Below are 13,180 nucleotides of genomic sequence, written 5' to 3'. Positions count from 1 at the left end.
TTTAAGCAATATGAATCTAAGACATCGCTACAGTATTTTGGCGCCTGTGGCCCAGACACCAACACCTGCGTCGCTAAAGCTGTGCTATGCTGCGCCCGACAGCTCAGCCCATTTCTGGCGCAATATCGCGGACAACCCGCTTTGTTTGCTAGGTGTTTGTGCTGTCACTTCCTTCTGAGGCAGCAGTCTCGGAAACTCGGTTCGGAAATGGAGCGCAGCTTGCTCATCCAATTCCCGCTGTTCGTCCAGAAGGCCGGCAATTGCCGCATCCAGTTTTTCTTCATCCACATCTTGCGGTGGAGATTCCATGGTCCGAAATCGCATCGGACCATGAAGCGAGTTATCATATTCCTTGTACATTGTAACACCACACCATTCACTCAGACATCCAACCCGGGATGCGCCGCACGTACCTAGAACCGAAACTACGTGTACCACTTAGAAATGCGCCGCATCCGCCCCACATCGGGCAACTTCCAAGCAAAAATGTGGCAGAAAAATGTCACAAAAACAAGACTGAGACAGCTGTAACCGCCTCAAATCAAACCTCATTTCCCACGAAATAGGCACAATCACCCTGAGGGTTAGGTACTGTTTCCGCAGGCTTCAACTCAAACCCGAAACTCAGGTCCGATCGCGCCAGCGATTCACAATTGGATAGCGCCGATCCAGCCAGAACGCCCGCTTGCTAAGGCGCGTCCCTGGTGCGGACTGGAACCGCTTGTATTCACTGATATAGATCAGGTGCTCGACCCGCTGCGCCTCTGCTTCGTCATACCCGGCCGCAACGCAATCGGCGATGGATCCATCCTGATCGACAAGGATCTCAAGGATACCGTCCAACACCGGATAATCTGGCAGGCTGTCGCTGTCTTTCTGATCTTCCCGCAACTCTGCGCTTGGCGGTTTGTCGATGACCGAGGGGCGGATCACCTCGCCCTCGGGGCCCATCATCCAGTCGCGATGATTGGCATTGCGCCAGCGGCACGTTTCAAACACGCGCGTTTTGTACAGGTCTTTGATCGGGTTATAGCCGCCGTTCATGTCCCCATAGATCGTGGCATACCCCACTGCGACCTCGGATTTGTTGCCGGTGGTCAACAGCATTTCACCGAACTTGTTCGAGATCGCCATCAGCAGCAGCCCGCGCAGGCGGGACTGAATGTTTTCCTCGGTCAGCCCGTCGTCCAAACCTTCGAACAAAGGGGCCAAAGTATTTGTTACCGCTGCCCGGCCTTCGGAAATCGACACAAAATCGTAGTGCACGCCCAATGCCTTGGCGACGGCTTCTGCATCGTCAAGCGAGGCCTGGCTGGTGTACTCCGACGGCAACATCACGCAACGCACGTTGTCAGCCCCGATAGCATCGACCGCGATTGCCGCCACCAGCGCGGAATCGACGCCCCCAGACAGGCCCAGAAGCGCCTTTTTGAAACCCGTCTTGCCCATATAGTCGCGCAGCGATTGCACCATCGCGCGATAATCCTGCTCCCACACACTTGGCTGAGGAACAATTTCGGCAGTCACGATCCGCCAACCATCGTCACCACGCTCAACGTCAACCTGAGAGACAGTTTCGTCAAATACAGGCATCCGAAAGGCCAGCTCTCCGCCCGGATTCAGGCCAAAGCTGGCCCCGTCAAAGACCTGATCGTCCTGCCCGCCAACCATGTTGAGATAGATCAGTGGCAAACCTGTTTCGACCACCCGTGCCACCATATGGTTGAGGCGCACGTCGTATTTGTCGCGGAAATAGGGCGATCCGTTGGGGATCAGCAAAAACTCGGCCCCGGTTTCTTCGAGTGTTTCCGCCACGTCCGGGTGCCAGCCATCCTCGCAGATTGGGCTGCCAATTCGGAAGTTTCCAACTGAATAGGGCCCGCCTAGAGGACCGGCATCATACAGGCGCACTTCGTCAAACACGGTTTCGTTCGGCAGATGATGTTTCAAAACCTTGCTGGTGATCCGCCCGTTCTTGAGGATCAGGTAGGCATTGAACAGTTTGCCCTCTTCGGACCAGGGCGCGCCTATGGAAATCGCTGGGCCGTCTGAACACGTCTTGGCCAACGCCTCGACCGCCTCCATGGCTGCACGGTGAAACACCGGCTTCTGGACCAAATCCTGCGTGTTGTACCCGGTGATGAACATCTCGGGAAAGGCCACCAGATCAGCACCGGCTGCCTTGCCTTTCTCCCACGCGGAAACGGCCTTGGCTGCGTTGCCTTCGATGTCGCCCACAGTCGGGTTCAGTTGCGCCAAAGTGATGCGGAAACGGTCGGCCATGCTGCCCTCTTGCCTCGTCAGTCCTATTGCCATTTAGCAGATCACCGCGCGAGTAAAAGGCCAATGCGGCAAAAGCCGTTGCCCTGCCCTCGACGGTATCCTAGTTTTGCGTGCAAAGATGCAACCAGCGATGACCCGGCAGGCAGGATAAAAATGAACGTAATCCGATACACGATTCTGGCAGCGGGGATGAGTCTGGCTGCGACGGCGTTTGCTCAGGACGGAACTGTCATCGTAAAGGATGACGAGGTTGGCGGTGTCTATGAAGGCACCTATGAAAACGGGTTGCGCCACGGGACGGGAACATACCGGCTGCCCAACGGGTTTGAATATACTGGCCAATGGGTCGAGGGCGAGATTCAAGGCCAGGGCGTCACCCGCTATCCCGACGGATCGATCTATGAAGGCAGTTTTGCCAAGGGCCAGCCGGAAGGGCGCGGCAAGATCGTCTACGCCAATGGCAGCAGCTATGACGGTGAATGGTCCAACGGGTCGATCAACGGCACTGGTGTTGCCGAATTTGCAAACGGCACACGCTATGAAGGTGAGTTCAAAAACGCCCAGCGGCACGGCAAAGGCGTTCTGACCTATCCCGACGGATACATCTATGATGGCGACTGGGTTGATGGTCAGCGGCAAGGTAAGGCCAAAATCACTTATGCAGATGGCAGTGTGTATGAAGGTGATGTCAGTGCTGGCTTGCGCAATGGCACAGGCATGCAAACCATGCCCGACGGCATGATCTATTCCGGTGAATGGGCTCAGGATCAGATCACAGGCACCGGTCGTCTGACCTATGCCAATGGCGATGTATACGAAGGTGATCTGGTGGAAGGGCGCCGTCAGGGCAAAGGCAAAGTGACCCACGCGCAAGGCGACGTATATGAAGGCGATTTTGTCGATGATCGCCGTCAGGGCAAGGGCACGTTCACCGGTACGGATGGATTTGTGTATACCGGCGACTGGAACCAAGGACAGATCGAAGGCTTGGGAGAGCTGACCTATCCCGATGGCTCGGTCTACGTTGGCGATTTTGTTGCTGATCTGGCCGAGGGGACCGGCCGCATCACGTATCCCGATGGGTCAACCTATGAAGGCGATTGGATTGCGGGCGTGATCGAGGGTCAGGGCACGGCCACCTATGCCAACGGTATGATCTACAAGGGCCAGTTCAAGAACGCGCAAAGCCACGGCAAGGGTGTGGTGACACGTGCGGACGGGTCGGTCTATGACGGTGAATGGATCGATGGTGTTCGGCAGGGCAAGGGCAAAGCGACCTATTCCGACGGGACAGTCTATACTGGTGATTTCCTGAACGGAAAACGGCATGGCAAAGGGGAAATTGTGACCCCTGCCGGGTTCAAATTCGTAGGCGACTGGTCCGAGGGCAAGATCGAAGGCGAGGGCGTCGCCACCTATTCAAACGGCGATGTGTATGAAGGCAACTTTGTCGACAACAAACGGCAGGGCAGCGGTACGATGCGCTATGCCAATGGGCAGGAAGAAACCGGCATCTGGGAAAACGGAGTGTTGCCGGGCGAGGCTTCTGAACAGCAAAGCGAATCAGATGATCAAGATCCACAGCCTGCGCCTGATGATCCAGCCGAAGCGCCCGAGGCATCCGACGGGTAAGCCCTCACCAAGGAACGGGATGCCCGGCCCAATCGAAAAACCCGCCGGTATCTGTCGGTGTGAGCCCACTGATCACGGACAACAGATTCTGAGCGGCGTCTTCAGGCTCTACAGCGGGATGCCGGTTCAGGTATTTCTGTGTGAACGCAGTTTTCACGGTTCCCGGGTGCAGGGCGACGCAAATCGCCTGTTTATGCGTGCGCGATAGCTCGATGGCCGCGGTATGAACAACCTGATTAACCGCGGCCTTGGCGGCCCGGTAGCTGATCCAGCCCCCCATCCGATTGTCCCCTATGGACCCCACCCGCGCCGACAGGACCGCGAAAACCGATCGTCCCTTGCGGGGCAACAGCTTATGCGACCGGCTCAGGACTAAAGCCGGACCAACCGTGTTAAGGGCAAACTGATCCATCATCGCCTTGGCCGAAACCGCACGAATTGTCTTTTCCGGCGCAGCCCCTTCGATCTCCAACGCCCCGGACGCGACCAGAATCAAGTCAAACGGGCCTGCCTGCCCATCAAGTATCTGCAAAGCGTGATCCGGATCAGTTAGATCGAACCCGTCCAATGACCGCGACAGGCCCGTCACCGAAATGCCCTGCGTTTCCAAGATGGTGCGGACCGCTGCGCCAATTCCGCCCGAGGCTCCGATGATCAATGCTGTTTTCATCTGCATCCAGCTAGCTGCGCAGATGGCACAATCAAGTTGGGCTGGAATGAGAATGCCAGTGGATGACCTCTTGGGCGCAAATTGGTCTTTTCATTCCCGACGGGCTCTGTATAACCTCAATCCCATGATCAACCATGCAAATATCCATTGTGCCGACACCGCCCTGCGCGGTGCGTCTCTGCGTGGCCTACTGATCCTAATCCGCCTCTGAGCGTGCCATCCGGCGCGCCCGCTCAGAGGAGGACGCCAGCGCGCCAATAAGGCTTTAGGACAGACAAGAAAGAGATTCCCATGACCAACGTGACCGACCAAGACCGCGTCTTGATCTTTGACACCACTTTGCGCGACGGCGAGCAGAGCCCCGGCGCCACCATGACCCATGACGAAAAGCTGGAAATCGCCGAGCTTCTGGACGAGATGGGCGTCGACATCATCGAAGCCGGCTTTCCAATTGCGTCCGAAGGTGACTTCAAAGCGGTATCCGAGATTGCCCAACGCGCGAAGAACAGCCGCATCTGCGGTCTGGCCCGCGCCAATTTCGCCGACATTGATCGTTGTTGGGAAGCGGTGAAACACGCCGAAAAGAACCGGATTCACACCTTCATCGGCACCTCTCCGCTGCACCGCGCCATTCCAAACCTGACAATGGATGAAATGGCCGAAAAGATTCACGAAACAGTCAGCCACGCGCGCAACCTGTGCGAAAACGTTCAGTGGTCGCCGATGGATGCGACCCGGACAGAGTGGGACTATCTGTGCCGCGTGATCGAGATTGCGATCAAGGCCGGGGCAACCACGATCAACATCCCCGACACCGTGGGATATACCGCGCCCGTAGAGTCTGCTGACCTGATCAAACGCCTGATCGAAACGGTTCCAGGCGCGGATGAAGTAATCTTCGCCACCCACTGCCACAATGACCTTGGCATGGCGACCGCGAACTCGCTGGCCGCCGTCGCAGGAGGCGCGCGCCAGATCGAATGCACCATCAACGGGCTGGGCGAACGTGCTGGCAACACAGCGTTGGAAGAGGTCGTCATGGCCCTGCGCACCCGCAATGACATCATGCCGTGGCACACCGGTATCGACACCACCAAGATCATGCACATCTCGCGCAGGGTGGCGACCGTGTCGGGCTTCAGCGTGCAGTTCAACAAGGCCATCGTCGGCAAGAACGCCTTTGCCCATGAAAGCGGCATCCATCAGGACGGGATGCTCAAGAACCGCGAAAACTTTGAAATCATGCGCCCCGAGGACATTGGCCTCTCCGGCACATCTCTGCCGTTGGGCAAACACTCGGGCCGCGCAGCGCTGCGCGACAAGCTTGAGACTTTGGGTTTTGAGGTCGGTGACAACCAACTCAAAGACATCTTTGTGCGGTTCAAGGATCTGGCTGATCGCAAGAAAGAGGTGTTTGACGACGACCTGATCGCGTTGATGACGATGGATGAACACGATGACTTCCTGCAGCTTGTCTCGATGAAAGTGACCTGCGGCACGGGTGGTCAGGCGGAAGCGACCGTTGAATTGGAAATGGACGGCAAGGACATTGTCGCCACTGAACATGGTGACGGACCGGTGGACGCGACCTTCAAAGCGATCCGGGCAATCTATCCTAATACAGCACGGCTGCAGCTGTATCAGGTGAACGCGGTCACCGAAGGCACCGATGCGCAGGCCACCGTTTCTGTTCGCCTGAGCGAGGACGGCATGATCGCTACAGGTCAGTCGGCCAATACAGACACGGTCGTTGCCTCGGCCAAAGCATATATCCATGCATTGAACCGCCTGATCATGCGTCGAGAAAAGGCCGGTCCGGGCGCAGACGCGCGTGAGATCAGCTACAAAGATCTGACCTGAACGGCCCAGGGGCTCCCGCATCCGCGGCGGCCCGGCTTCGCCGGCCCTTCTTGGGTTTTGGGCCCGGCAGCGCGCCATAGACGCGCCGCCGGGCCCAATTTGTTTGACAGCATCTTTGATGCAGCCCAACGAGGAGGGAGCCGCCGGTACGGTTCACCAAACCTTTGTTCAAAGCCGGCCGAACAAAGCGGACAGACGGTCCATTTCATCTTCGATGCTAAACGGGGCGTTGATGATGAACATCCCAGATCCGATCATCCGATGCCCTTCACGAACCGGAGGGAACGTCACCTCGTGACAGGCTGCTTTGGGGTAGCTTTGCGACTTCAGCGCGCGGATCATGGGCAGGTGGCGCTTGTCCATCAGGATTGGATACCACAGCGCGATGACCCCGACATTCCACTTGCGGTGCAGCTTGGCGATGATCCCGGGCAAGCGGTCATAATCGGTTTTGACCTCGTAACTCGGGTCGATCAGCATCATTCCCCTGCGCGGTGTAGGTGGAAGCAATGACTGCGCCAGCGCAAAACCGTCTTGCTGGTAAACCCTGGCCCCATAGGGCGACATGGCCAAAGCCAGAGCCGCATGTTCCTGCGGATGCAACTCTGCAAAATGCAGGCTGTCCTGATCCCGCAGCAGATTGGCCGCAACCAGAGGTGAGCCCGGATAAGCGGAAACGCCGTGACGGGCCTGCACGTTTTCCAAAACCTGCGCCATCGGATGGTCCGGTCCGAACCACCCTTCTTGCCGTGCCCGCTGAATCCCTGCAGCCGCCTCTCCGGTGCGCACGGCCTCGGCCGCATCCAGCTTGTACAAGCCCCGCCCGGAATGCGTTTCGACATAGCTGAGCGGCTTGTCCTTGCGCGTCAAATAATTCAGCACCCACGCCAGTAAAGCGTGCTTTTGGACATCAGCCAGATTGCCGGCGTGGTAAATGTGTTGATAAGAGAGCATTTTGCCTTCTAAAGTCCCATTCAATAAGGCGGAAAGGTGCTGATTGTCGCGGAATCAGCCCTTTTACCGGGCGTGATGGCACCCTATAAGTCATCCGTCCCGGAACCGTCGAGTCGCGGGCAGTAGAAAAACCGACATACAGGATCAGGGGAAACATGGGGATCTTTGGCAATCTGGGCGGCCTGTTCACAGCGGACATGGCTATCGACCTTGGAACAGCAAACACGCTGGTTTACGTCAAGGGGCGCGGTGTCATCCTGTCTGAACCCTCGGTGGTTGCCTACCACGTCAAGGACGGTGTGAAAAAAGTTCTCGCTGTCGGCGAAGACGCCAAGCTGATGCTGGGCCGGACCCCCGGTTCGATCGAAGCCATCCGCCCGATGCGCGAAGGCGTGATTGCCGACTTCGACACGGCGGAAGAGATGATCAAGCACTTCATCCGCAAGGTGCACAAACGTTCGACCTTCTCAAAACCCAAAATCATCGTCTGCGTGCCTCATGGTGCGACCCCGGTTGAAAAACGCGCAATCCGTCAGTCGGTTCTGTCCGCAGGCGCGCGTCGCGCGGGCCTCATTGCAGAACCGATTGCAGCGGCGATCGGCGCGGGTATGCCGATCACCGACCCGACCGGCAACATGGTCGTCGATATCGGTGGTGGTACAACCGAAGTTGCGGTTTTGTCGCTGGGTGACATCGTTTACGCCCGCTCGGTCCGCGTTGGTGGAGACCGTATGGACGAAGCAATCATCTCGTACCTGCGCCGTCAGCAGAACCTGTTGGTCGGTGAATCCACGGCAGAACGGATCAAGACCACCATCGGCACCGCCCGTATGCCAGATGATGGCCGTGGTCAGTCGATGCACATCCGTGGGCGCGACTTGTTGAACGGTGTGCCCAAAGAAATCGAGATCAGCCAGGCGCAGGTTGCCGAAGCGCTCTCGGAACCTGTTCAGCAGATTTGCGAGGCGGTGATGACCGCTCTGGAAACCACTCCTCCCGATTTGGCTGCGGACATTGTGGACCGGGGCGTGATGCTGACCGGCGGCGGTGCGCTGCTGGGTGATCTGGATCTGGCCCTGCGTGAACAGACCGGTCTGGCCGTGTCGATTGCCGACGAAAGCCTGAATTGTGTGGCTTTGGGCACCGGTAAGGCGCTAGAATATGAAAAACAGCTGCGCCATGCAATTGACTACGAAAGCTAAGGCGCGCACCCTTTGCACATAGGGTAAATTCGGCACGAGCAGCACGGGAAGGTAACCTGTGGCAAAAGACCGATCACAGCGCGATGACTACACAACCCCCTTGCGGCGCTTGCTGCTGGGCATCGTTATCCTGTGCCTTTTGGGAATCTTTCTGGTCTGGCGTATCGACAGTCCGCGCGTAGAACGGTTCCGCGCGCAGGTGGTGGATGCTGTGGTTCCTTCGATGGAATGGGCCATGGTTCCCGTGACCGCCGCCGTGAACCTTGTACGCGATTTCCAAAGCTATCAGCGCCTGAGCGAACAAAACCGTGAGCTGCGCAGCGAATTGCGCCTGATGCGCGCCTGGAAAGAAGCGGCGCTGCAACTGGAACAGGAAAACGCGCGGCTGCTCGATCTGAACAATGTGCGGCTTGACCCACGTCTGACCTATATCACCGGTGTTGTGATGGCTGACAGCGGCTCGCCCTTCCGGCAATCTGTTTTGCTGAATGTGGGTCAACGCGACGGCATCGTCGATGGATGGGCCACGATGGATGGCATCGGCTTGGTTGGGCGTATATCGGGCGTTGGCCCGGACACCGCCCGCGTTATTCTGGTGACAGATGCCACCAGCGCCATCCCCGCAACCATCCAGCCCTCGGGCCAGACCGCGTTGATCAAAGGGGACAACACGTCGGCACCCGTGGTCGAGTTCCTTGAAAACCGTGAACTGGTTCGTCCCGGAGATCGCGTCATTACTTCCGGCGACGGCGGCGTGTTTCCGGCCGGATTGCTGGTCGGTCAGATCGCATCGGACCCGGGTGGTCGATTGCGCGTGCGTTTGTCGGCCGATTTCGAACGGCTGGAGTTTCTGCGGGTTCTGCGGTTCAACTCGGCCCCGACCATTCAAGATCCCGGCGGGATCGTCGGCCCCACCCGCCCCGAAGTCGCCCTGTCGCCCGAAGAGCTGAGCGATGGATAAGCCCACCTCACATAACTGGGCCATGCGTGGCCTTTATGCGGCGCTGGCCTTTGTGGTGCTGTTCCTGCACTTGTTGCCGTTGGATGCACAACCCGACCGTTGGCCCTTTCCTGACGTTCTGATTGCCCTGACCTTTGCCTGGGTGCTGCGTCGCCCCGACTATGTCCCAACCCTGCTGGTTGCTTTCGTCATGCTGATGGCGGATCTTCTACTGCAACGCCCACCTGGCCTTTTGGCAGCGTTGGTTGTCTTTGGATCAGCCTATCTGCGCTCGGCGGCGCCGGGTATGAAAGATACCGGTTTTATCGGTGAATGGATGTCCGTTGGCGTGGTCATCACAGGTGTCTTTCTGGTGAACAGAGTCATTCTTTCAATCTTGTCCGTGCAACAGGCCGCGCTGTGGCCCGTATTGATCCAACTCGTGCTGACACTTGCCTGCTATCCGATCCTTGTGGCACTGAGCCAAGGCGTGTTCGGAGTTCGTCGCATGTCTGCGTCGGATGCCGGTGCCGTAGGAGGTCGGGCATGAAACCGCGCAAGCCCAAGTCTCAGGGTCTGGCCTATAAACGCCTGCCAAGGCGGGCACTGCTACTGGGTGGTCTGCAAGCGGCCTTTGTTGGCGGGCTGGCAGCACGTATGCGGTTCATGCAAGTGGACCAGGCCGATGAATATCGCCTGCTGGCCGAGGAAAACCGCATCAACATCCGCCTGATCCCCCCGAACCGCGGGCGAATCTACGACCGCAACGGGCAGATCATTGGGCAGAACTCGCCCTCGTACCGCATCGTCATAGTGCGCGAAGATGCAGGTGATGTGGACCAGGTGATCAGCAAATTGTCCGAACTGATCCCGCTGAATGATGACGAGATCGAACGGGCCCGGACCGAGATGCGCCGTTCGGCCCCGTTCCTGCCGGTCACGCTGGCCGATCAGGTCACGTGGGAAGACATATCGAAAGTTGCCGTCAACGCCCCGGCGCTACCGGGTGTCACACCCGAAGTAGGTCTGACGCGACAATATCCACGCTATGAGGATTTCGCCCATATCGTTGGTTATGTCGGGCCGGTCAGTGATTACGACCTCAGCCTGATCGAAGACCCTGAACCCGTTCTGCGAATCCCCCGATTTCAGATTGGCAAGGTGGGTCTTGAGGCGAAGCAAGAAATTTCTTTGCGCGGCAAGGCCGGCGCCAAGCGTGTCGAGGTCAACGCGACCGGTCGTGTCATGCGCGAGCTGGACCGGCAAGAAGGCCAACCCGGAGCCGACTTGCAGCTGTCTGTCGACGCAGACCTGCAGCAATACGCACAGGCCCGTCTGGCCGGGGAAAGCGCCGCCGCTGTTGTGATCGATTGTGAAACCGGTGACTTGCGTGCGATGGCCTCTGCGCCCAGTTTCGATCCAAACCTGTTCGTGCGTGGTATCTCGGTCGCGGACTACCGGATGCTGACGCAGGACAAGTACCGCCCGCTGGCGAATAAGACGGTCCAGGGCACTTATCCGCCGGGTTCGACCTTTAAGATGGTTACCGCGCTGGCCGCACTTGAGGCCGGTGTCATCGGCCCCGGCAACACCGTTTACTGCCCCGGCCATCTGAAAGTCGGCAGCCGCCGCTTCCACTGCTGGAAGCGCGGCGGACATGGCATGGTGGACCTCAATACATCATTGAAGCGCAGTTGCGACGTTTATTATTACGACGTGGCCTTGAAGGTTGGGATCGATAGAATTTCCGACATGTCGCGCACCTTGGGGCTTGGCATCAAGCACAACATCCCCATGTCTGCCGTGCGCGCCGGGTTGGCACCCAATCAGGAATGGAAACAACGGGTCCATGGCCAAGAGTGGCTTAGCGGCGATACCGCCAATGCGTCGATCGGGCAGGGATTCATGCTGGCCTCGCCCATGCAATTGGCGTTGATGACCGCTCGGATCGCCACAGGACGCGCGGTCTCGCCCCGTCTGGTGCGATCTGTCAACGGGGTTGAGCAGCCCAGCGGTGCGGGTGAACCTCTTGAGATCAGCCCCACCAATCTCAAATATATCCGCGACGCGATGTGGTCTGTTTCGAACGACCGTCGCGGTACGGCTTATCGCAGCCGCATTATCGCGGAAGATTTCCGCATGGCGGGTAAAACCGGCACCAGCCAGGTGCGAAATATCACAAAAGCCGAACGTGCCGCCGGTGTGATCCGTAACGAGGATCTGCCCTGGGAACGCCGCGACCACGCGCTGTTCGTCAGTTTTGCCCCGTACGACAAACCCAAATACGCCATTGCGGTCGTGGTTGAACATGGCGGCGGCGGGTCCAAGGCCGCGGCCCCCGTGGCGCGGGATATCATGCTTCAAGCGCTCTATGACGGCACGCCTCCTCTCGATGCGTACCCCGTTGCGGATCGCGAGCGTATCAAGGAACAGCAAAAACGGCTTGAAGGCGACCGTCGGCCCAAAGCGCGTCCGGACGGAAAGGACCGCGCATGAGTTATCTTGAATATGCGGTCAAATCCACGCCGTCGGGGTTTCGCAAATTCCTGTACATGAACTGGCCGCTGACCCTGCTGCTGATCAGCACGGCCAGTGCGGGGTTCCTGATGCTGTATTCGGTCGCTGGCGGGTCGTGGACACCCTGGGCCGAGCCGCAAATGGAACGTTTCGGACTTGGCTTGACTGCGATGTTCATCATTGCGCTGGTGCCGATCTGGTTCTGGCGCAACATGTCCGTTCTGGCCTATCTGGGCTCAGTCGCATTGCTGGTGTTTGTTGAACTGTTCGGGACCATCGGTATGGGCGCGCAACGGTGGATTGACCTAGGTTTCATGCGTCTGCAACCCTCAGAAGTCATGAAGGTCGCGCTGGTCATGGTTCTGGCGGCCTATTACGACTGGTTGCCGTCGCACAAGACCTCTCGCCCGCTATGGGTTTTTATCCCGGTGGCGCTGATCATCCTGCCCACCTTGTTGGTTCTGAAACAGCCGGACCTTGGTACGTCGATCCTATTGTTGGCCGCAGGTGGAGGATTGATGTTTCTCGCAGGTGTCCACTGGGCCTATTTCGCAGCCGTTATCGCAGCGGTTGTGGGGTTGATCGCCACTGTGTTCAATAGCCGAGGAACCGAGTGGCAGTTACTCAAGGACTATCAGTTTCGCCGCATAGACACGTTTCTTGACCCTTCGACCGATCCATTGGGCGCGGGGTACCATATCACTCAGTCCAAGATCGCCCTTGGGTCCGGCGGCTGGAACGGGCGCGGGTTCATGCAAGGGACACAGTCCCGGTTGAACTTTCTGCCTGAAAAGCACACCGACTTCATTTTCACGACGCTGGCGGAAGAGTTCGGATTTGTCGGCGGTATCACGCTGTTGATCCTCTACGCGCTGATCCTTTTGTTCTGTATGGTCACAGCATTGGCAACCAAGGATCGGTTTTCTTCACTGGTCACTCTGGGCATTGCATTGAACTTCTTCCTGTTCTTTGCTGTCAACATGTCGATGGTGATGGGCATGGCCCCAGTCGTCGGCGTGCCGCTGCCAATGGTCAGCTATGGCGGCTCGGCCATGTTGGTTCTGATGGCCGCATTTGGCATCGTCCAAAGCGCACATATCCACCGTCCCCGCTGATTTGAAA

The 13,180-nt window shown here is 58.1% G+C and carries 11 protein-coding genes; 7 read left to right on the top strand and 4 right to left on the bottom strand.

The genetic code is table 11. The features are described from left to right. Positions 1-84 precede the first annotated feature (84 nt). Both ALB80_RS11065 and ALB80_RS11060 read right to left on the bottom strand, forming a co-directional pair. Entirely contained in the window at positions 85-360 is a 276-nt protein-coding gene (locus tag ALB80_RS11065) for a hypothetical protein (protein ID WP_050604123.1), read from the bottom strand. Positions 361-624: 264 nt separating this feature from the next. Further along, entirely contained in the window at positions 625-2,283 is a 1,659-nt protein-coding gene (locus ALB80_RS11060; RefSeq protein WP_050604122.1) for an NAD+ synthase, read from the bottom strand. Between the two features lie 153 nt (positions 2,284-2,436). On the opposite strand from ALB80_RS11060, the gene ALB80_RS11055 reads away from it, so the two are divergent. Further along, complete coding sequence (locus ALB80_RS11055) at positions 2,437-3,915, top strand: MORN repeat-containing protein (RefSeq protein ID WP_050604121.1); 1,479 nt, start codon at positions 2,437-2,439, stop codon at positions 3,913-3,915. Positions 3,916-3,919: 4 nt separating this feature from the next. Here the strand turns inward: ALB80_RS11055 and ALB80_RS11050 are convergent, their stop codons facing one another. After that, a complete protein-coding gene (locus tag ALB80_RS11050) occupies positions 3,920-4,585 on the bottom strand; it encodes an SDR family NAD(P)-dependent oxidoreductase (protein ID WP_050604236.1) in 666 nt (221 codons plus the stop codon). Between the two features lie 291 nt (positions 4,586-4,876). Here ALB80_RS11050 and ALB80_RS11045 point away from each other — a divergent pair, with 291 nt between their 5' ends. Then, positions 4,877-6,445, top strand: coding sequence for a 2-isopropylmalate synthase (locus tag ALB80_RS11045; RefSeq protein ID WP_050604120.1), 1,569 nt, complete (start codon positions 4,877-4,879; stop codon positions 6,443-6,445). A gap of 168 nt (positions 6,446-6,613) precedes the next feature. Here ALB80_RS11045 and rlmJ read toward each other — a convergent pair whose 3' ends face one another. Beyond that, positions 6,614-7,399 (bottom strand): 23S rRNA (adenine(2030)-N(6))-methyltransferase RlmJ, encoded by a 786-nt coding sequence (gene rlmJ / locus ALB80_RS11040; protein ID WP_050604119.1) that lies wholly within the window; start codon positions 7,397-7,399, stop codon positions 6,614-6,616. 155 nt (positions 7,400-7,554) lie between these two features. Here rlmJ and ALB80_RS11035 point away from each other — a divergent pair, with 155 nt between their 5' ends. From ALB80_RS11035 to rodA, 5 genes are read left to right on the top strand one after another with little or no spacing between them, the layout of a single operon-like run. Beyond that, complete coding sequence (locus tag ALB80_RS11035) at positions 7,555-8,601, top strand: rod shape-determining protein (protein ID WP_039523195.1); 1,047 nt, start codon at positions 7,555-7,557, stop codon at positions 8,599-8,601. Between the two features lie 58 nt (positions 8,602-8,659). Beyond that, a complete protein-coding gene (mreC, locus tag ALB80_RS11030; RefSeq protein WP_050604118.1) occupies positions 8,660-9,562 on the top strand; it encodes a rod shape-determining protein MreC in 903 nt (300 codons plus the stop codon). Then, positions 9,555-10,091, top strand: coding sequence for a hypothetical protein (locus ALB80_RS11025; protein WP_050604117.1), 537 nt, complete (start codon positions 9,555-9,557; stop codon positions 10,089-10,091). Before mreC ends, ALB80_RS11025 begins: the two co-directional genes overlap by 8 nt. Continuing rightward, the gene (gene mrdA, locus ALB80_RS11020) at positions 10,088-12,037 is read left to right on the top strand and encodes a penicillin-binding protein 2 (protein ID WP_050604116.1); all 1,950 of its coding nucleotides are present in this window, start codon (positions 10,088-10,090) and stop codon (positions 12,035-12,037) included. Before ALB80_RS11025 ends, mrdA begins: the two co-directional genes overlap by 4 nt. Continuing rightward, positions 12,034-13,173, top strand: a complete 1,140-nt coding sequence (gene rodA / locus ALB80_RS11015) for a rod shape-determining protein RodA (RefSeq protein ID WP_050604115.1) — start codon at positions 12,034-12,036, stop codon at positions 13,171-13,173. The genes mrdA and rodA overlap by 4 nt, the downstream gene beginning before the upstream one ends. Positions 13,174-13,180 lie beyond the last annotated feature (7 nt).

The organism is Ruegeria sp. 6PALISEP08 (assembly GCF_001238295.1).
Classification (GTDB): Bacteria; Pseudomonadota; Alphaproteobacteria; order Rhodobacterales; family Rhodobacteraceae; genus Ruegeria.
Note: the sequence above shows the minus strand (reverse complement) of the source record. Positions and strands in the feature narration are given on the sequence as shown.